Raw genomic sequence first — 19,577 nt, forward strand, 5'->3', positions numbered from 1 at the left:
TCCTCAGGCGGCGGTGGCGGCCTCGACGATGCGGTCGCGGACGGCGTCGACGGCGAGCTCGCGGGTGTCGATCCAGCGCGCGACCCGGCCGCCGGAGACGATGCCGACGCGGTCGCAGCACTCGGCCAGCTCGTCGGGGTCGACGGAGACGACGACGACCGACGTCCCGTGCGCGGTGGCCTCGTCGAGCAGCCGGCGCACCTGGGCGCGGGCCCGGACGTCGAGGCCGCGGGTGGGCTCGTGCAGCACGACGACGTCGCGGGCCGAGGCCATCCACCGGGCCAGCGCCAGCTTGTGCTGGTCGCCGCCGGACAGCGCGCCGAAGACGGTGCGGATGCTCAGCGTCTTCACGTCGAACTGGTGCACCGTGCGGATGACCCCGCGCAGCGTCGCGATCTCCTCGCGGATGTCGGTGAGCGCGCCCCAGGCCTGCCGGGTGAGGGTGCGGGCGATCGTCTCCCCGGGGTCGACGCCGTAGGCGTCCTGGTCGGGGTGGTAGGCCGGCAGCCGCAGCGGGCACTCGTCGGCCGCGCCCAGCGACCGGGGCTCGCCGTGCAGCAGCAGCTCGTCGGTGACGGCGGGCAGCTCCCCGGACAGCGCGTCGGCGATCTCGGTGACGCCGGAGGCGCGGTGCCCGGTCAGCCCGACCACCTCGCCGCGGCGCAGCACCAGGTCGACGCCCTCGACCCGGCCGGGCACCCGCAGGTTGCGCACCTGCAGGGCGACCTCCTCGCCGTCGACGGGCGCGGGGGCGTCGTCCTGCGGCACCGGCGGGACCACCGACGCGACCCGCGGCGCCGGCGGGGACACCGGCGCGCCGACCGTCTCGGCGGCCAGCCGCTCGGGGTCGAGGTCGGCGCTCGGGCTGTCGAGGGCGATCCGGCCCTCGCGCAGGACCAGCACCCGGTCGACCACCTCGAGCATCTCGGGCAGCCGGTGGCTGATGTAGAGCACGCCGCGGCCCTGCCGGCTCAGCCGGCCGGTGACGGCGTGCAGCCGCGAGACCTCCAGGGGCAGCAGCGCGGCCGACACCTCGTCGAGCACGACCAGCCGGGTGTCCTCGGCGAGCACGCGGGCGGTCTCCACCAGCCCGTGCACGAAGTGCGGCAGGTCGCCGACGAGGGTGTCGGGGTCGACGTCGAGGGCGACCTCGGCGAGCAGCACCTGGGCCTGCCGGCGCAGCTCCGCCTGCGGGCGGGCCGCCTGGGGCGTGCCGCGGAACACCGCCTGGGCGACGGTGAGGGCGGGGTCGATCCGGACGAGCTGCTCGATGACGCCGACGCCGAGGTGGCGGGCGTCGTCGGCGGACAGCGGCGCGAACGGGGAGCCCTGCAGCGTCATCGACCCGCCGTCGGCCGGGGTGAGGCCGGCGACGATGTCGCCGAGGGTGGACTTGCCCGCCCCGTTGGTGCCGACGAGCCCGACGACCTCGCCCTCGTCGACGGCGAAGGAGACCTCGCGCAGGACCCGCCTGGCCCCGTAGGACTTGGTCAGTCCCTGGACCTGCAGCAACGTCATGAGCGGGCGGGCCTCCCCCGGACCGGGTCCCGCGACCAGGGCCGAGGGACCGTGCTGGCAGCGTCCCCGCGACGCTGGGTACCGGGACCGATCCTACCCGTGGCCGACCTCACCGACCCCCCGAGCGGAGGGCCGGTGAGGTGCAGGGAGGTCCTTCCTCTAGGCGTGCAGCCAGACCGCCGTGTCGGCCGGCACGACGCCCCCGGAGACGTCCTCGCTGGCCAGCAGGACCGCGCCCTCGGGCAGCGGCACGGCGCGCGCGGAGGCGTTGACCAGGCACACCAGCCCGCCCGGGCGGCGGAACGCCAGGCAGCCCTCCGGCGCCGGCAGCCACTCGAGGGACTCCCCGGCGAACAGCGGCGAGGACCGGCGCAGGCGCAGCGCCGCCCGGTACAGCGAGAGCACCGACGCCGGATCGGTGGCCTGCGCCTCGGCGGTCAGCGGACCCCAGCCCGCGGGCATCGGCAGCCAGGTGTCGGGCCGGGCGGAGAAGCCGTAGGACGGCTCGGTGCCCGACCACGGCACCGGGATCCGGCAGGCGTCGCGGCCGCGCTCGGTGTGACCCGAGCGCTCCCAGATCGGGTCCTGCAGCGCCTCGTCGGGCAGGTCGACGTCGGGCATGCCGAGCTCGTCGCCGTTGTAGACGTAGGCCGCGCCGGGCAGCGCCAGCTGCAGCAGCGCCGCCGCCCGCGCCCGCCGGGTGCCGGCCTCGCCGCCGCCGTAGCGGGTCACGTGCCGCGGGCGGTCGTGGTTGGACAGCACCCAGCACGCCGGCGCCGGCGTCGCCGCCACGGTGGCCAGCGAGTGGACGACGGCGTCGCGCAGGTCCTCGACGTCCCAGTCGGCGGTCAGCAGCTTGAAGTTGAACGCCAGGTGCAGCTCGTCGGCCCGCAGGTAGCGCGCGAGCCGGTCGTCGTCCTTCAGCCACACCTCGCCGACGGCCATGGTGCCGGGGTACTCGTCGAGCACGGCCCGCACCCGGCGGTGCACGTCGTGCACGCCCTCCTGGTCGAACCGGAGGTCACCGGGCCCGTGGTCGTCGAGCAGGCCGGTGTCCTCCATCGGGACCATGTCGGGCAGCCCCTCGGGCTTGGCCATGCCGTGCCCGACGTCGATGCGGAACCCGTCGACGCCGCGGTCGAGCCAGAACCGCATCGTCGTCTCGAGGTCCGCGACGACCTCCGGACAGGTGAAGTCCAGGTCGGGCTGCTCGGGCGCGAAGAGGTGCAGGTACCACTGGCCGTCGGGTACCCGCGTCCACGCCGGCCCGCCGAAGACCGAGGGCCAGTTGTTCGGCGGCTCGGAGCCGTCGGGCCCGCGGCCGTCGCGGAACAGGTAGCGCGCCCGCTCGGGCGAGCCGGGGCCGGCGGCCAGCGCCGCCTGGAACCAGGCGTGCCGGTCGGAGGTGTGGTTGGGCACCAGGTCGACGGTCACCCGGATGCCGAGGGCGTGCGCGTCGGCCAGCAGGGCGTCGAACCCGGGGAGGTCGCCGAAGACCGGCTCGACGTCGCGGGGGTCGGCGACGTCGTAGCCGTGGTCGGCCATCGGCGAGGGGTAGAACGGCGTGATCCACAGCGCGTCGACGCCGAGCTCGGCGAGGTACGGCAGGCGCGAGCGGATGCCGGCCAGGTCACCGACGCCGTCGCCGCTGCCGTCGGCGAAGCTGCGGACGTAGACCTGGTAGAAGACGGCGTCGCGCCACCAGTCGGGATCGGTGCGTCGGAACGGGTGCAGGGCAGGGTCCACCGGGGTCACCGGGCTCCTCTAGGGGGTGTTTGTCGGCCCCCTCGCAGGGGCCCGCCACGAGCGTGCGAGTGGCGGGGGGCTAGGGGGTCCTTCGTTTACGGGCGCAGCAGGCCGGGCGCGTCGTCGGGCCAGCGGTTCTGCATGCTGCGGGCGGCCATCGTCAGGTAGCCCCAGAGCGTGGCGTCCTGCTCGGCGGTCAGCTCGAGGGAGTCGACGGCGTCGCGCATGTGCCGCAGCCACGCGTCGCGCTCGGCCGGGCCGATGGCGAAGGGGGCGTGGCGCATGCGCAGCCGCGGGTGGCCGCGCTGCTGGGAGTACGTCGTCGGACCGCCCCAGTACTGCTCGAGGAAGCCGCGCAGCCTGGTCTCGGCGCCGTCCCAGTCGTCCTGGGGGTACAGCGGCGCGAGCACCGGGTCGGCGCGGACGCCCTCGTAGAAGCGGGCGACCAGCCGCCGGAAGACCGGCTCGCCGCCGACCTCCTCGTAGAAGGTCCGCGCCGAGGGCAGGGACCGGCTCGCCTCGCTCATGACACCGATGGTCCCGCAGTCCGGTGCCGGCCCGCCACGGCGGGTCGGGTGCGGGCCAGCGCGAGCAGCGGCGGGACGACGGCGACCAGGCCCAGACCGCCGGCGATCGCGACGACGGCGGCGGCCGGCACCCGCTCGGCGGCGAGCCCCGCGCCGAGCGCGCCCAGCCCCTGCACGCCGTAGAGGCCGCTGACCGCGACGCCGAACGCCCGCCCGCGCACCGCCGGCGGCACCGCCTGCACGAAGGCGACGTTGAGCGGGATCGTCCAGGAGGCGCCGAGGCCGGCGACGAACAGCAGAGCGACGACGAGCACGTACGCCGCCCGGCCGGGCCCGGCCGCCAGCGCCACTAGCCCGGCGAGCAGCACCGGCGCGAGGGACAGCACGACGAGCACGGGCATGAGCCGCTCGCTGCGGGCGGTCCCGAGCAGCCGGGCGACGACGAGGCCGCCGACGGTCACGCCCAGCGGATTGGCCGCCAGCAGCACGCCGAGCGCGACGGCGCCCTCGCCGAGGTCGTCGGTGAGCGGCGCGGCGATGCCCTCGGCGGCGTTGGCGAACAGCGTGCCGGTCCACAGCAGGGCGATGATCGCGACCAGCCGGGGGCTGCGCCCGATCAGCCGCAGCCCCTCGCCGGTCTCCCGCCACACCGACGACGGCTCGTCGCTGGGCTCGATCGGCGCCGGCCGGCGCTGCAGCCCGACCGACAGCCACAGCGCCGACACGGCGAAGGTCGCCGCGTCGAGCAGCAGCACCACCGACGGGTCGAACGCGGTGACCAGCGCGCCGGCGGCGAGGAACCCGACCACCTGCGCCACCTGCAGGCTGACGTTGGTCAGCGAGGTCGCGACCGCGTACCGCTCGCCCTCCAGCACGTCGGCCGTGAGCGCCGAGCGGGCCGACTCGAACGGCGGCGCGCACAGCGACACGGCGAACAGCAGGAGGAGCAGCACCGGCAGCGGGGTGCCGGGGACCGCCATGAGGGCGACCAGCCCGGCCCGCAGGACGTCGCTGACGACCAGCACCCGCTGCCGCGGGAACCGGTCGGCGATGGTGGCCAGCACCGGCCCGCCCAGCGCCCACGGCAGGAAGCTCAGCGCGAAGGTGAACGCCGACAGCAGCGGCGAGTCGGTGCGCTGGTAGACGAGGACGGTCAGCGCCACGCGGGCGAGCTCGTCGCCGATCGTCGACAGCGTGTAGGTGCCGAACAGCGGCCGGAACTCCCGCACGGCGAAGACCGCCCGGAACGAGGGCCGGCCCTCCGCCGTGCCGGGGGCCCCGTCCCCGCTCATCGGACGCCGGCCGTGCCCGCCGCGGCGGCCGAGGCGGCGCCGAGCAGCGGCGGGGGCGTCCGGATGCCCTCGGCCACGAACCGCTCCTTGAGCCGCATCCGCAGCTCCCGGCCGACCCGCCACTGGTCGGCGTTGGTCGAGCGCACCTGCACGCGCATGAAGACCCCCTCCGACAGGATCTGCTCCACGCCGAGGGACTCGGGCTCGGCCAGCAGCACCGCGGCCCACTCCTCCTCGGCGTACATCTCGTCGGCGACCTCCTGCATCACCGTGCGGCAGCGCTCCAGGTCGGTGTCGTGCGCGACCGGCATGTCGATGACCACCTGCGCGTAGCCCTGGCTCTTGTTGCCGACCCGCAGGATCTCGCCGTTGCGGGCGTACCAGACGACGCCGTTGACGTCGCGCAGCCGGGTGATCCGCAGGCCCACCGCCTCCACGGTCCCGCTGGCCTCGCCGAGGTCGACGACGTCGCCGACGCCGTACTGGTCCTCGAGGATGATCCCGATCCCGGCGATGAAGTCCTTGATCAGGTTCTGCGCGCCGAAGCCGAGCGCGACGCCGACGACCCCCGCGCTGGCCACGATCGGCGCCAGGTTGATCCCCAGCTCGCCGAGCACCAGCACGACGGCGATGCCCATGATCACGAAGGAGGCGAAGCTGCGCAGCACCGAGCCGATGGCCTCGGCCCGCTGGGTGCGGCGGGCCGCGACCGGCTCGAGGGCGTCGCCGGCGCCGCCGCGGTTGCGCAGCGGCCGCAGGATCGTCGGCATCGACCCGGTCGCGGTGCGCTCGGTCAGCCGGCGGATCGCCCGGTGCACGAGGAGGCGCACGACCGCGGCGAGCACCAGGACCAGCAGGATCCGGGCCGGCCGGGCGATCAGCGCGTCGGCGTTGCCGGCCAGCCAGTCGATGCCGGAGAGCTCGTACACCCGCGCGCAGAGGGTGGTCGGGTCCGAGACGCAGTCGGGGACGGCCTCGGCGAGGAAGCCGTCAGCGGCGACTACGGAGGGTGGAGCAGTCATCACCCTCCATGGTGTCAGGTCGGTATCGGTTCTCCGAGACCCGGCGCGCCTGTTCCGTCACTCCGATCCGGTCACTCCGCTGCCGTGAGCCCGGTGGCCGCGGCGAGGAAGGCGAGCTGGTCGGCGGCGAGGCCCACCGTGCGGCTGACCGCCCGGGCCCCGTGCCCCACCGACGTCTCGCGGCGCAGCACCACCGGCGCCCCGGCGCTCGTGGCCGCCTGCAGCGCGGCGGCGAGCTTGCGGGCGTGCAGCGGGTCGACGCGGGTGTCGGACTCGAAGGTCGTGAACAGCACGGCCGGGTAGGCGGTGCCCTCGCGGACCGCGTGGTAGGGCGAGTAGCCCAGCAGCCAGCCGAGCTCCACCGGGTCGTCGGCGGTGCCGTACTCGTCGTTCCAGGTCCGGCCCAGGCCGAAGCGCTCGTAGCGGACCATGTCCAGCAGCGGCGCGCTGCAGACGACGCCCGCGGCGAGGTCGGGCCGCTGGGTGAGCGTGGCGCCCACGAGCAGGCCGCCGTTGGAGCCGCCCATCACCGCGAGCTGCCGGTGCGTCGTCCAGCCCTGCGCGACGAGGTGCTCGCCGGCGGCGGCGAAGTCGTCGAAGACGTTCTGCTTGCGCTCGCGCATCCCGGCGCGGTGCCACTGCTCGCCGTGCTCGGAGCCGCCGCGCAGGTTCGCCACCGCCCACACACCGCCGGCGGCGACCCAGGCCAGCGCCTGCGCCGAGTAGGCCGGGGTGAGCGAGACGTTGAACCCGCCGTAGCCGTAGAGCACGGTCGGGCGCGGGGCGTCGGGGCTGCCCGTCCGGGAGACGACGAACAGGTGCACCGGCGTCCCGTCGCGGGAGGTCGCGTGCGTCTCGACCACGGTCACGTCCGGCACCGCGCCGGCCACCGGCGCGCGCTCGTCCGGGGTGAGGGTGTCCGGGGCGGTGGCCTCCCAGCGCAGCACCGAGGGCGGGGTCGCGAAGTCGGTGTAGCCGACCCACGCCGTCGTCCCGCCCTCCGGCGGCGCGCTCACGCCCGAGACGCTGCCCGGCGGGAGTCCGGTCACCTCGCCGAGGCGGCCCGAGCCGTCGCCGGCCCAGAGCGAGAGCCGGTCGGTGGCGTCGACGGAGTGGACGGCGAGCACCTGCAGCGACCCGTCGGCGCCGTCGACGAGGGCGACGTCGGAGAGCACGCCGTCGTCGGACTCGGGGACGACGTCGCGCCACGCCTCCGGCGCCCACGTCGCCGGGTCGGCGGGGTCGGCGACCGCCAGCCGCCACCGCGGGGTGCCGCGGTCGCTCATCAGCCACAGCCGCCCGTCGCGGGCCACCCAGGCGGCGGTCTGCGCGTCGACGCCGGCCTGCAGCTCCCGCAGCGCCGGCGTCTCGCCGTCCGGAGTCGTCGCCAGGTCGGCCAGCCAGACGTCGTCGCGCGGGGCCGTGCCGGCCGACGCGGAGACGACCAGCCAGCGGCCGTCGGCGCTGGTGCGCACGCCGTAGTAGTTGGTGGGGTCCAGCCCCTCCCCGTGCACGAGGGCGTCGCCGTCGGGGTCGGCGCCGACCCGGTGGCGCCACACCCGGCGGTGGAACTGCTCCTCGCCGGCGGGCACCCGGTCGGGTGCGAGGCGGCGGACGTAGAACAGCTCCTCCCCGCCGGGCAGCCAGGCGACGGGGGAGTAGCGGCAGCGGTCGACCGGGCCGTCGAGCCGCTCGCCGGTGGCGACGTCGAGGACGTACAGCCGCGACTCCTCGTCGCCGCCGGTGGACAGCTGGTAGGCCAGCCGGTCGCCCTCCCACGACGGCGACCAGGCGTCGAGCGTGGTGGTGCCCGACGGGTCGAGCGCCACCGGGTCGACCAGCACGCGCACGGTGCCGTCGGGCTCGCGGACGCGCAGGACGGCGTGCTCCTGGCCGGGGTCGCGCCGGGTGGAGAACGCGCGGCCGCCGCGGTGCACCGGGACGCCGACGGCGCCGGCGTGCACGAGCTGCTCGAGGCGGGCGGTGAAGGCCGGGCGCAGCGGCAGGGCGCCGAGGACGTCGGCGGCGAGCGCGTCCTGGGCCGCCGTCCAGGCCGCCGTCCGCGGGTCGTCGGGGTCCTCCAGCCAGCGGTAGGGGTCGGCCACGCGGTGGCCGTTCAGGTCCTCGACCAGGTCGAGCCGTTCGGCGTCGGGGTAGCGCACCCGCACGACCGTAACGGCCGGTGTCCGGGGGAGCGCGGGTTCCCGCGCGCGCCGGGTGCCCTGGTCAGGGCAGGATGGTGCTGCCCTGCGGGCCGCCCTGGTATGGCGGTCCGGGGCGTCGGAGGTGCTCCGTGTCGCGTTCCGCGTCCGGGTCGTCGCCGGTGGGCCACCCAGGTCCGCGACGCGACCCCGTCCCCGTCCCCCGGCTGCCCGTGCCCTCGTCCGGCACGACGTCGGCCACGCTGCTGCTCAACGCCACCTACGAACCGCTGTGCGTGGTCTCCAGCCGCCGCGCGATCGTGCTGGTCCTGGCCGACAAGGCGGTGCCGGTCGACGCCGCCGCCGAGGTCGTCCACGCCGAGCGGGTGAGCCTGCCGGTGCCCGTCGTCGTCCGGCTGACCCGGTACGTGCGGGTGCCCTACCCGGCCCAGGTGCCGCTGTCGCGCCGGGCGGTGTTCACCCGCGACGGGCAGACCTGCGTCTACTGCGGCAGCTCGGCGACCAGCATCGACCACGTGGTGCCCCGCAGCCGAGGTGGCACGCACACCTGGGACAACGTCGTCGCCGCCTGCCGCCGGTGCAACCACACCAAGGCCGACCGCTCCCTGGCCGAGCTCGGCTGGAAGCTGCCGAACCCGCCCCGCACGCCCAGCGGCGCGGCATGGCGGCTGCTCGGCGCGCGGACGGTGGACCCCCGCTGGCGGGAGTGGCTCGGCGTCCCCGAGAGCGTCTCGGCATGAGGGACCCCGCTGCTCCCCACCGCTCGCGAGCTCGCGGCGGGCCCCTGCAGCGGGGCCGTGCTGAGCGGAACGGACGATGACCTCGGCCGGGACCGCACGGCGGCTGTGGGCGCTGGCCGAGCCGCTGCACGCGGTCACCTACTTCGCCGACGAGACGCGCTCGGCGGCCGAGGAGGCCGGCCTGACCGGCTTCTGGGCGACGTACTTCGCGCTGCGCGCGGCGCCGCTGGGGCCGGTCGGACCCGAGGTCGTGACGGCGACCTTCTACAACTTCGCCCCGGCCTTCGTCGCCCGCCGGGTGCCGGACGTGTGGTCGGCGGTGACCCCGGCGGCGGCCCTCGAGGCGCGGCTGGCCGCGGTCGACGCCGTCGTGCGCCGGGTGCTGGGGGAGTGGGCGGACTCGGCCGAGGCGGCGGAGGCCGCGGCGCTGGCCCGGGACGCCGCCGAGGCGGTCGACCTGCCCGGGCGCCCGCTCGCCGCGGCCAACGCCGGCCTGCCCTGGCCCGACATGCCGCACCTGGTGCTGTGGCAGGCGGTGACGACGCTGCGCGAGCACCGCGGCGACGGGCACAACGCCGCGCTGCTGCAGCGCGAGGTCTCGGGCGTGGCCGCGCACGTGCTCGTGGCGGCGGCCGGCCGGGTCGACCGTGAGTGGCTGCAGCGCGCCCGCGGGTGGGACGACGACGCCTGGGACGCCGCCGCGCGCGAGCTCGCCGACCGCGGCTGGCTCGACGGCGCGGAGCTGAGCGCCGAGGGCCTGGCGATGACCACCGCGATCGAGGCCGACACCGACCGGCTGGCCGTCGGACCCTGGCGCGCGCTCGGCGACACCGGCTGCGACCGGCTGGCCGAGCTGCTCGTCCCGGTGCGCCGCGCCGTCGTCGCCGCGGGGCTGTTCCCCGACCGCAACCCGATCGGCGTCGCACCCGACGCCGTCTGACCCGGGCACTTCCGCGGAAGTGCACGGCCTGACCGGGCACTTCCGCGGAAGTGCCCGGGTCAGGTGACGCGGGAGCGCTCCTGCGGGTAGCCGCGCCAGGCGCCGTCCTCGAGCAGGGCACGGAAGCGGTCGACGGCGTCCCAGACGTCGACGAACCGCGTGTAGAGCGGTGCCGGGCCCAGCCGCACCCGGTCGGGGGTGCGGAAGTCGGGGACGACGCCGCGGTCGACCAGCGCCTGGGTCAGCTGCCACGCCGCCGGGTGCGCCAGCGTCACGTGCGAGCCGCGCCGCGCCGGGTCGCGGGGGCTGGCCAGCACCACGCCGTGCGGGGTGAGGCAGGCGTCGGCCAGCGCCACCAGCAGGTCGGTCATCACCCGCCCCTTGGCCGCCAGCCGGTCGATCCCCGCCTCGGCCACCAGCGCGGCGCCCACCTCCACCGCCGCCGCGGCCAGCACCGGCGGCGTGCCGACGCCGAAGCGGTCGATGCCGGGTGCCGGGTCGTAGTCCGGGCCCATCGCGAACTGGTCGCGCTGGCCGAACCAGCCCCAGATCGGCTGCCGCAGCTGCTCCTGCAGCTCCCGCCGCACGTAGAGGAAGGCCGGCGCCCCGGGCCCGCCGTTGAGGTACTTGTAGGTGCAGCCGACGGCGAGGTCGACGCCGGTGGCCGCGAGGTCCAGCGTCACCGCGCCCGCCGCGTGCGAGAGGTCCCAGAGGACCAGCGCGCCGGCCTCGCGCGCGGCCGCCGTCACCGCCGCGACGTCGGCCAGCGCCCCGGACCGGTAGGCCACCACCGACAGCACGACGACGGCGACCCGCTCGTCCAGCGCATCGGTGAGCACCGCCGGGTCGAGGCCCTCGTCGACATCGGCCGGCACCTCCCGGACGGTCATCCCGCGCGCGGCGGCCACCCCGGCGACGACGTAGCGGTCGGTGGGGAAGTCGTCGGCGGAGCACACCAGCACGTCGCGGCCGGGGCGGGCGTCGGCGGCGGCCACGAGCAGCTTGTAGAGGTCGACCGACGTGGAGTCGGCCAGCAGCACCTCGCCGGGCCGGGCCCCCAGGACGCCGGTGCCGATGACGTCGCCGACTCGCTGGCCGACGTCGATCCACGACGCCCACGAGCCCACCAGCCCGCGGCCCCACTCCTCCTCGGCGACCCGGGCCAGCGCCGCCGGGGTGTCCCGCGGCATGCGGCCGAGCGAGTTGCCGTCGAGGTAGAGCAGCCGGTCGGGGCCGTCGTCGTCGGTGCCCGCGAAGCGGCCGCGGAACCCGGCGAGGGGGTCGGCGTCGTCGAGCGCCTCCGCGGCGGCGCGGGTGAGGTCCACGGGTCCTGTGTACCGGCCCCGGCTAGCGTCGCCCCCCGTGACGCAGCTGCACGACCTCACCGCACTGGAGCAGGCGGCCGCCGTCCGGGCGGGGGAGGTGAGCCCCACCGAGCTGGTGCGGCACGCCCTGTCCCGGATCGAGGCGCTCGACGGCGGGCTCGGCGCCTTCGTCACCGTCACGCCCGAGCGGGCGCTGGCCGCCGCGGCGAGGGCCGACCGGGTGGCGCGGCGCGGGGGTGCGCTGCCGCCGCTGCTGGGCGTCCCGACCGCGATCAAGGACCTCAACAACACCGCCGGCGTGCGCACCACGTTCGGCTCGACGGTCTTCGCCGACTTCGTCCCCACCGTCGACGACGCCGTCGTCACCAGGCTCGCCGCTGCCGGGACGATCAGTCTCGGCAAGACGAGCACGCCGGAGTTCGGGTTCCCGGCCTACACCGACAACGACCTCGTCGGTCCCGCGCGGTGCCCCTGGGACCCCACCCGGCTGGCCGGCGGGTCCAGCGGAGGGGCGGCGGTGGCCGTCGCCGCCGGGATGCTGCCCGTCGCGCAGGGCAGCGACGGCGGCGGCTCGATCCGCATCCCGGCGAGCGTCAACGGCCTGGTCGGCATCAAGCCGGCCCGCGGCCGGGTGAGCAACGCGCCGTTCGGGAGCGACGTCACGGGGCTGGGCACCAACGGCCCGATCGCCCGGACCGTGCGCGACGCCGCGGCCCTGCTCGACGCGATGGCCGGGCCGGTCACCGGCGACGCGGCCTGGGCGCCGCCGCTGCCGCCGGGGGAGACGTTCCTCGGCGCCGCCGACCGGCCGGTGGGGCGGCTGCGGATCGGCCGGGCGGTGGAGTCCCCGATGCCCGGCGCGGTGGTGCAGCCGGAGGTCGCCGCCACGCTCGACGACGCCGCGCGGCTGCTCGAGTCGCTCGGGCACGAGGTCACCGACGTGCCGGGCGGCCTGCTCACCCCCGACGTCCTGGGCGCGTTCGAGCGGGTGTGGTCGCTGTCGGGGACGCTGCTGCCGGTGCCGCCGGAGCGGGTGGGGGAGCTGCGGCCGCTCACCCGGGAGCTGCGCGCCCGCGGGCTGGCCCAGACGGCGCAGTCGGCGATGGAGGCGCTCACCGCGCTGCGGCTGTTCTCCCGCCGCTACGTCCAGGCCACCGACGCCTTCGACGTCCTGCTCGCCCCGGTGACCACCATGACGCCGCGGCCGCTGGGCTGGTTCGACGCCGACGGCGACGGCGCGGCCGACTTCGAGCGGCAGAAGAGCTACGCCGCCTTCACCGCGCTCTACAACGTCACCGGCCAGCCCGCCGTCAGCGTGCCGCTGCACTGGACCGACGACGGCCTCCCGGTGGGCACCATGCTCGTCGGGCGCCCCGCCGACGAGGTGACGCTGATCGCGCTCGCCGCGCAGCTGGAGCAGGCCCGGCCGTGGGCGCACCGGCACCCGCCGTGCTGGGACGCAGACGCATAGGTGATCACCGCGGGCGGTAGATTCCGGGTCGTGACCGTCGTCGAGACCCTGCTCGTCTTCCTCGTCGCGCCGCTGGCCGTGTACGTCCTGCTGTGGGCGCTGACCTACCTGCCCGGCGGCCGCAAGCGCCAGGGCGTCCGGTACAAGCCGGGCCAGCCGTGGGACCACGAGCCGGTCTGGTACGAGCCGCAGCCGGCGAACGCCCCCACCCACGCCGCGGGCCAGGGCGACACCCAGGCGGTCGGGTCCTCGCTCTACGGCGAGCCCGCCGCGATCGGCTCCGGTGACGGGCACGGCCCCGGCCACGGCGCGGGGGTCGCGACCTCGCACGGGGCGACGGCGGCCGGGTCGCCGGACCACGGGTCGACGATCGGTTCCCACGTCATCGCCTCGGACTCCTCGCCCGCACCGGCCGCCGTCGGCCCGCTCGGCGGCGCGCGCGGGACCTGGTGAGCAGGACCGGTGACCCGATGAGCCGCACCCACCCCACGACCCACTCCGGAGGCCGGCGATGACCCGCGTCCTGCAGGCCGAGGCCCACGACACGGGCACCGTCGACACCGCGCCCAACCGGGCCGACGAGGGCTACGACACGATCTTCAGCTACCGGGAGCTCGCCCGGCTCGACGAGGCGCTCACGATGGCCTCGCGCGAGACGGGGCTGCGCTTCACGCTCTGGATCGGCGACCTCGGCCCGAAGACCCGCATCCGCGCGGAGGAGCTGCACGCCCGTGGCGGCGACCCGGCGGACTCGGTCCTGCTCGCCGTCTCGCCCGGTCAGCGGGTGATCGAGGTGGTCACCGGGCCGGCGTCCGCCCGCCGGCTGCCCGACCGCGCCTGTGCCCTGGCCGTGCTGTCGATGACGAACTCGTTCGCCTCCGGTGACCTCGTCGGCGGCATCGTCAACGGCCTGCGGCAGCTGTCGGACCAGGCGGGTCACCCGCGCAGCGCCCGCACCCACTGACACCCGGGGCGAGCGCCCCGACCGACGCCGGGAGCCCGGCCGGACGCCCGTCCGGCCGGGCTCCTGCCGTTCCGGCTCCCGGGCAGACGTGGTGCCCCGTCGCGATGACGGCCCTGGGCAACACGACCGAGGGGGGGGGGGGGGGGGGGGGGGGGGGGGGGGCGGGGGGGGGGGGGGGGGGGGGGGGGGGGGGGGGGGGGGGGGGGGCGGGGGGGGGCGGGGGGGTGGGGGGGGGGGGGGGGGGGGGGGGCGGGGGGGGGGGGCGCCCTCGCCGGCCCCGCGCCCCCCCCCCCCCCCCCCCCCCCCCCCCCCCCCCCCCCCCCCCCCCCCCCCCGCCCGGGGTCACTTCTTGCCGTGGGCGTTCCCGTTGCCGTTCCCGTTGCCGTTCCCGTTGCCGTTGCCGCCGCCGGTCGCGGCCGGCGCGGGGGCCGGGGCGGGCGCGGGCGCCGCGGCGGCCGGCTGCTCGGTCACCGGCTGGGCGGGCGCCTCGGCCGGCTGCCCGCCCTGACGGTCGGCCTTGCGCTCGTCGTTGCGGTCGTGGGCGGCCTGGCTGACCCGCTCGCCGGTGACCCAGCCGTTGCGCGCGCCCTCGCTGACCCAGTGGCCGTGGGACTCCCCGGCGGCCGGGCCCGCGGTCCACTCGTCGTAGCTGCGCTCCGGGGTCGCGACGGGCTCCTCCTCGACCGGCGCCTCCTCGACCGGCGCCTCCTCGGTCGGGACCTCGGGCACCTCGTCGGTCGGCACCTCGTCCGTGGGCACCTCCTCGGTCGGGACCTCGGGGACCTCGTCGGTCGGCACCTCGTCGGTCGGCACCTCGTCGGTCGGCGTCTCCTCGGTGGGCGCCTCCTCGGTCCCGCCGGTGGTGTCCCCCGGCTCGAGGAGGGTGCCGTCGCCGGACTCGATGACGGCGGGCTCCTCGACGGCGGCGATGGTCGTCACCGTGCCGGTGAGGGCGACGGCGACGACACCGGTTGCGGCGGCGGCCTTGGCGGCGACGCCGGCCGCGGCGATCTTGGCGGTGAGGGTGCTGAGCAGCATGCGGGGTCTCTTCCGTGAGGCCCGGGCGAGGTGCCCGGTCGTCCGCGTGGACGGTTGCGACTGGTCGGTGATCAGACCGGTCGCCAGGAGCTCGGCCAGGGCCGCGTTCGGCCGCCCGGGTGCGGTGGCGCAGGCCCGGACCGCGTCGGTGAACGCGGTCAGGTCCGGCGCGCCCGCGGGCACGGGACGGCCGATGAGGCAGGCCGCGAAGGCCTCCTCGTCGGTCCGGGCGTCGGCTGGCGTGGTCATCTCGCTCCCGTCATCGCCGGACGGGCGCGCAGGGGTGCGCGCGCTCCCGCGGTCTCACCCGGGCGGGGGGTGCCGGCCGGCTCGAGCTCGGCCCGCAGCCGGCGCAGGCCGCGCCGCTGCAGCGCCTTGACCGAGCCCACCGAGCGGTCCATCACCGCGGCCACCTGCTCCACGGTGAGGTCGGCGAGCACCCGCAGCAGCAGCACCGAGCGCTGGTCGGCGGGCAGCCCCGCGCACAGCCGGTGCACGGCCTCGGTGCCCAGCCGGGCCAGGACGTCGTCCTCCACGTCGCCGCCGGCGGTCTCGGGCAGCAGGTCCCCGGCGTCGTCGGCGAGCTGCGGTCGCCGGCTGCGCCGGCGCCAGTCGTCGACGAGCCGGCGGTGGGCGATGGTGAACACCCAGGAGCGCAGCGCGTCCTCGTCCCCGCGGAAGCCGCCCAGCCCGCGGAAGACGGCGAGGAAGGTCTCGCTGGCGAGGTCGTCGGGGTCCTGCGCGCCGTGCAGCCGCAGGTAGCCGGTGACCGCCGGGGACAGGTCCCGGTACAGCACCTCGAACCCCCACGCCGCGCCCGCCTGGGCCGCCGTGAGGACGTCGTCGAACGCCGGTCCGACCGCCATCCGCACCTCCCTGCCGTCTCCCGTGCTGGGGAGGCATCGGCAGGGACGCCTCGGAACTGGACCGCCGTCCCCCGATCGGGGTCAGGGGGCGCTGGTGCCCCGGGCGGCCTCCTGCTCGACGACCTGCGGCAGGTCGCGCAGCCGGTCGAGTCCCTGCAGCGGACGGCGCATCCGCTGGTTGCCGGCCAGCCGCTCGCGGTTGCGGTCGAGGAAGGCCCAGTAGCCGGCGGTGTAGGGGCAGGCGTCCTCGCCCAGCCGGCGGCGCGGGTCGTAGGGGCAGCGGCCGCAGTAGTCGCTCATCCGGTCGATGTAGGCGCCTCCGGCGGCGTAGGGCTTGGTGGCCAGCGCCCCGCCGTCGCCGTGCTGGCTCATGCCGACGACGTTGGCCACCATCACCCAGTCGTAGCCGTCGACGAAGGTGCGGTGGAACCAGTCGGTCATCTCCCGCGGGTCGATGCCCCGCTGCAGCGCGTAGTTGCCCAGCACCATCAGCCGCGGGATGTGGTGCACCCAGCCGTCGCGGCGCAGGTCGCCCAGCACACCGGACAGGCACGCCGCGTCGACGGCGGAGTCGTCGAGGTCGGCCATCCAGTCCGGCACCGGCTCGAGCGCCCGCAGCGCGTTGGCGTGGCGGTAGTGGCGGCCGAAGTGCCAGTAGGTGTGCCAGACGTAGTCCCGCCAGCCCACGACCTGCCGGACGAACCCCTCGAGGGAGTTCAGCGGGATCGGGTCGCCGTCGGCGGCGCGGGCGCGGGCGGTGGCCTCGGCGGCGCGCACGACCTCCAGCGGGTCGAGCAGGCCGAGGTTCATCGCCGGCGACAGCAGCGAGTGCGCCAGCCACCGCTCGTCGGCGAGCATGGCGTCCTCGTGCGGGCCGAAGGCACCCAGCCGGGCGGTCAGGAAGTCGTGCAGCCGGGTGAGCGCCTCCTCGCGGGTGGCCGGGAACAGCCGCGGGCCGTCGTCACCGACGAAGGAGACCTCGCCGTCGGCCTCCCAGCGGTCGAGGTCGGCGCGCACCTGCTCGTCGATCTCGTCCTCCGCCGGCCACCACGGCTCCGGTGCCGGTGAGCGGCCGTCCCGCGGCGGGGGCTCGCGGTTCTGCGAGTCGAGGTTCCACGTCCCGCCGAGCGGCTCGGCGCCGTCCATGAGGACGTCGAGGCGGCGGCGGGCGTCGCGGTAGAAGTCCTCCATCAGCAGCCGGCGCCGCCCCCGGCCCTCCGCCCACCGGGCGAACTCCTCCTGCGAGCTGACGAACCCGCGGGCGGCCAGCACCTGCACACCGGGACGGGCCAGCACGTAGTCGCGGCTGCTCCACGTGGTCGGCGCGCAGACGCTCAGCGGCTCCTCGTGGCGGTCCAGCGCCTCGGCGTAGGTGGTGACCCGGTGCAGGTGCGCCTGCTCGCCCAGCTCGGCGGCCCGGTGGCGCAGCGCGGAGAGCACCAGGTGCGCCTTCTGCCGGTGGAAGCGGCGGCGGGCGAAGACGGCCTTGGACTCGACGAGCAGCACCGGCTGGTCGGGCCGGTCGAGGAAGTGCGGACCGAGCTGGTCGGCGAACAGCCAGCGCCGCGTGGCGGGCGACCGCTCGGGGAAGTCGGCGAGCGCGGGGTCGTGCTCCTCGGCGCCGTGTCCCGGGCGCTGCATCGGCTCCACCTCCCGGCGGACATGGTGGGTGGACCGTTAGGCTCGGCGCGACTCGGGCCATCGACGACACGGTGGCCGGCACGTGCTCGCTGGAGGTCGACCGCTGTGAACCGCGCCCTGCGCGCCGCCCTGACGGGTGCTCTCGTGATCAGCCCGGTCGCGCTCGGTGCGTGCAGCGCCGGGCAGGTCTCGCAGACCGGGACCCAGGACCGCGACAAGGTCGGCCCGCAGGCCCAGGTGGAGGACGTCCTCCTGCGCCAGGTGCTGCTCGCCTACCCCGACGAGGGCGTGTACGAGGAGGGTGACGACGCGACGCTGATCATGACGATCGTCAACACCTCCGACGAGGACGAGACGCTCACCCGGATCGAGGGCGAGGGCTTCTCCGGCGTGCGGCTCAGCGGCACCGGCCCGACGCCGTCGCCGTCGTCCCCCGCGGGCGACCAGCCGACCACCGCGCCGACGCCGGGCACGACCGGCGCCACCCCGGGCTCCCCCGCCACGCCCACCGGGTCCTCGGCGGCGGCGAGCTCGGACCTGTCCCTGGAGATCCCCGCCGACACCGCGCTCTACATCGGCCAGGACGGCGACGCCACCATCACCCTCGAGGACCTCAGCGAGCCGCTGACGGCCGGGCAGACCCTGAGCCTGACGCTCACCTTCGAGCAGGCCGGCGAGATCGAGGTCCAGGCGCTGGTGGGCACCCCCGACGAGAAGGTCGAGCGGGGCGAGGCCTTCGACTTCCACGAGGGCGAGGCCGGGGAGGCCGAGAACCCGGAGTCCGAGGAGGACACCCAGGCCGAATAAGGACCCCCTCCTCCCCACCCCTCGCACGCTCGCGGCGGGACCCGGGAGGGGGCCGGGAACGCGCCGTCCTCCCTGGGACTGTCGGTCCCCCCACCTACCGTGACGGGGTGCCCCCCTCCGGAGTGAAGCCCGCCCGTCCCGCCCACCGCTGCACCGAGTGCGGCTTCACGTCGGCGAAGTGGATGGGCCGCTGCCCGGAGTGCCAGGCGTGGGGCACCCTGCAGGAGGTCGGCGCCACCGCGCCGGCCCTGCGCGCGGTCGCCGCCGGCCCGGTCACCGCACCGGCCCGCCCGATCGCCCAGGTCGAGCTCACCGGCGCCCGTGCGGTGCCCACCGGCATCGCCGAGTTCGACCGGGTCCTCGGCGGCGGTCTGGTCCCCGGCGCCGTCGTCCTGGTCGCCGGTGAGCCGGGCGTGGGCAAGTCCACGCTGCTGCTCGAGGTGGCCCACCGGGTGGCCGCGTCCAACGGCCCCACGCTGGTCGTGTCCGGCGAGGAGTCCGCGGCCCAGGTGCGGCTGCGCGCCGAGCGCATCGACGCGCTGCACGAGCGGCTGTACCTGGCGGCGGAGACCGAGCTGTCGGCCGTCCTCGCCCACGTCGAGCAGGTGTCCCCCTCGCTGCTGGTCCTCGACAGCGTGCAGACCGTCCGCTCCCCCGCCGTCGACGGCACCGACGGCGGCGCCTCCCAGGTCCGCGCGGTCGCGACGGCGCTGACCGCCGTCGCCAAGTCCCGCGGGATGACGACGATCCTGGTCGGGCACGTCACCAAGGACGGCGCGATCGCCGGTCCGCGGGCCCTGGAGCACCTGGTCGACGTCGTCGTCTCCTTCGACGGCGAGCGGCACTCCACGCTGCGCCTGGTCCGGGCCACCAAGAACCGGTTCGGCCCGGCCGACGAGATCGGCTGCTTCGAGATCGGCGACGGCGGCGTGGTCGGCGTCCCCGACCCCTCGCACCTGTTCGTCTCCCGCCGCACCGCCTCGGTGCCCGGCAGCTGCGTCACGGTGACGATGGAGGGCAGCCGGCCGCTGCTGGCCGAGGTGCAGGCGCTGGTCGCCACCAGCGCCGGCGGCGGCTCGCCCCGCCGCGCGGTCAGCGGGCTGGACTCGCAGCGGGTCGCCATGGTGAACGCCGTCGTCGAGCGGCGCGGCGGGGTGCGGCTGGCCGACGCCGACGTCTTTGCCGCCTCGGTGGGCGGGGTGAAGATCGCCGAGCCCGCGGCCGACCTCGCGCTGGCGCTGGCGATCGCCTCGGCGTCGCGGGACACCCCGCTGCCCGAGGGCATGGTCGCGCTCGGGGAGGTCGGCCTGTCCGGCGAGATCCGGCGGGTCGGCGGCACCGCGCGGCGGCTGGCCGAGGCCGCCCGGCAGGGCTACCGGCTGGCGCTGGTCCCGCCGGACGCGGGACCGGCGCCCAAGGGCGTGCGGCTGATGGAGGTCCCCGACCTGGGCGCTGCGCTGGCGGGGCTGTTCCCGGGCTGAGTCCGGTCCTGGACCCCGCTCCCGACCGGCCCTGCCG

At 76.6% G+C, this 19,577-nt stretch carries 17 protein-coding genes; 7 read left to right on the top strand and 10 right to left on the bottom strand.

Annotated features, from left to right (window positions below; translation table 11 throughout):
- Nucleotides 1–3: 3 nt before the first annotated feature.
- The 6 genes from ACI780_RS16380 to ACI780_RS16405 all read right to left on the bottom strand — a co-directional run bounded on the left by ACI780_RS16380 (nucleotide 4) and on the right by ACI780_RS16405 (nucleotide 8,267).
- Entirely contained in the window at nucleotides 4–1,518 is a 1,515-nt protein-coding gene (locus ACI780_RS16380) for an ATP-binding cassette domain-containing protein (RefSeq protein WP_457004227.1), read from the bottom strand.
- A 159-nt stretch (nucleotides 1,519–1,677) separates the two neighbouring features.
- Nucleotides 1,678–3,264, bottom strand: coding sequence for a glycoside hydrolase family 13 protein (locus tag ACI780_RS16385; protein ID WP_457004229.1), 1,587 nt, complete (start codon nucleotides 3,262–3,264; stop codon nucleotides 1,678–1,680).
- A gap of 95 nt (nucleotides 3,265–3,359) precedes the next feature.
- Complete coding sequence (locus ACI780_RS16390) at nucleotides 3,360–3,791, bottom strand: globin (RefSeq protein ID WP_456872981.1); 432 nt, start codon at nucleotides 3,789–3,791, stop codon at nucleotides 3,360–3,362.
- Nucleotides 3,788–5,083: an MFS transporter gene (locus ACI780_RS16395; protein WP_457004231.1), complete on the bottom strand. Its 1,296-nt coding sequence runs from the start codon at nucleotides 5,081–5,083 to the stop codon at nucleotides 3,788–3,790. Before ACI780_RS16395 ends, ACI780_RS16390 begins: the two co-directional genes overlap by 4 nt.
- Complete coding sequence (locus ACI780_RS16400; protein WP_456872984.1) at nucleotides 5,080–6,105, bottom strand: mechanosensitive ion channel family protein; 1,026 nt, start codon at nucleotides 6,103–6,105, stop codon at nucleotides 5,080–5,082. The genes ACI780_RS16395 and ACI780_RS16400 overlap by 4 nt, the downstream gene beginning before the upstream one ends.
- Before the next feature lie 71 nt (nucleotides 6,106–6,176).
- On the bottom strand, nucleotides 6,177–8,267 hold the full coding sequence (locus ACI780_RS16405) for a prolyl oligopeptidase family serine peptidase (RefSeq protein ID WP_457004233.1): 2,091 nt from the start codon (nucleotides 8,265–8,267) through the stop codon (nucleotides 6,177–6,179).
- Between the two features lie 212 nt (nucleotides 8,268–8,479).
- Here ACI780_RS16405 and ACI780_RS16410 point away from each other — a divergent pair, with 212 nt between their 5' ends.
- Nucleotides 8,480–9,007: an HNH endonuclease gene (locus tag ACI780_RS16410; RefSeq protein WP_089406121.1), complete on the top strand. Its 528-nt coding sequence runs from the start codon at nucleotides 8,480–8,482 to the stop codon at nucleotides 9,005–9,007.
- Nucleotides 9,008–9,083: 76 nt separating this feature from the next.
- Entirely contained in the window at nucleotides 9,084–9,947 is an 864-nt protein-coding gene (locus ACI780_RS16415; protein WP_457004235.1) for an SCO6745 family protein, read from the top strand.
- A 59-nt stretch (nucleotides 9,948–10,006) separates the two neighbouring features.
- On the opposite strand, the gene kynU is transcribed toward ACI780_RS16415, so the two are convergent.
- Entirely contained in the window at nucleotides 10,007–11,272 is a 1,266-nt protein-coding gene (gene kynU / locus ACI780_RS16420; RefSeq protein ID WP_457004237.1) for a kynureninase, read from the bottom strand.
- Between the two features lie 37 nt (nucleotides 11,273–11,309).
- Between kynU and ACI780_RS16425 the strand changes: the two genes are divergently transcribed.
- From ACI780_RS16425 to ACI780_RS16435, 3 genes are read left to right on the top strand one after another with little or no spacing between them, the layout of a single operon-like run.
- The gene (locus ACI780_RS16425; RefSeq protein WP_457004239.1) at nucleotides 11,310–12,743 is read left to right on the top strand and encodes an amidase; all 1,434 of its coding nucleotides are present in this window, start codon (nucleotides 11,310–11,312) and stop codon (nucleotides 12,741–12,743) included.
- Nucleotides 12,744–12,773: 30 nt separating this feature from the next.
- Nucleotides 12,774–13,196, top strand: a complete 423-nt coding sequence (gene ctaJ, locus ACI780_RS16430; RefSeq protein WP_456872957.1) for an aa3-type cytochrome oxidase subunit CtaJ — start codon at nucleotides 12,774–12,776, stop codon at nucleotides 13,194–13,196.
- Nucleotides 13,197–13,254: 58 nt separating this feature from the next.
- On the top strand, nucleotides 13,255–13,707 hold the full coding sequence (locus ACI780_RS16435; RefSeq protein ID WP_457004242.1) for a DUF5130 family protein: 453 nt from the start codon (nucleotides 13,255–13,257) through the stop codon (nucleotides 13,705–13,707).
- A gap of 342 nt (nucleotides 13,708–14,049) precedes the next feature.
- Here ACI780_RS16435 and ACI780_RS16440 read toward each other — a convergent pair whose 3' ends face one another.
- The 3 genes from ACI780_RS16440 to ACI780_RS16450 all read right to left on the bottom strand — a co-directional run bounded on the left by ACI780_RS16440 (nucleotide 14,050) and on the right by ACI780_RS16450 (nucleotide 17,252).
- Complete coding sequence (locus tag ACI780_RS16440) at nucleotides 14,050–14,994, bottom strand: hypothetical protein (RefSeq protein ID WP_456868873.1); 945 nt, start codon at nucleotides 14,992–14,994, stop codon at nucleotides 14,050–14,052.
- Entirely contained in the window at nucleotides 14,991–15,611 is a 621-nt protein-coding gene (locus ACI780_RS16445) for an RNA polymerase sigma factor (RefSeq protein WP_456868874.1), read from the bottom strand. The genes ACI780_RS16440 and ACI780_RS16445 overlap by 4 nt, the downstream gene beginning before the upstream one ends.
- Nucleotides 15,612–15,692: 81 nt before the next feature.
- Nucleotides 15,693–17,252, bottom strand: a complete 1,560-nt coding sequence (locus ACI780_RS16450; RefSeq protein WP_457004245.1) for a cryptochrome/photolyase family protein — start codon at nucleotides 17,250–17,252, stop codon at nucleotides 15,693–15,695.
- Between the two features lie 105 nt (nucleotides 17,253–17,357).
- Here ACI780_RS16450 and ACI780_RS16455 point away from each other — a divergent pair, with 105 nt between their 5' ends.
- Both ACI780_RS16455 and radA read left to right on the top strand, forming a co-directional pair.
- Entirely contained in the window at nucleotides 17,358–18,059 is a 702-nt protein-coding gene (locus ACI780_RS16455; protein ID WP_457004247.1) for a hypothetical protein, read from the top strand.
- Between the two features lie 107 nt (nucleotides 18,060–18,166).
- Nucleotides 18,167–19,540 carry a DNA repair protein RadA gene (gene radA, locus ACI780_RS16460; protein WP_456868877.1) on the top strand — a complete coding sequence of 458 codons (1,374 nt, stop codon included), beginning with the start codon at nucleotides 18,167–18,169 and terminating at the stop codon, nucleotides 19,538–19,540.
- Nucleotides 19,541–19,577: the final 37 nt, after the last annotated feature.

The organism is Geodermatophilus sp. SYSU D00814, from assembly GCF_054050055.1.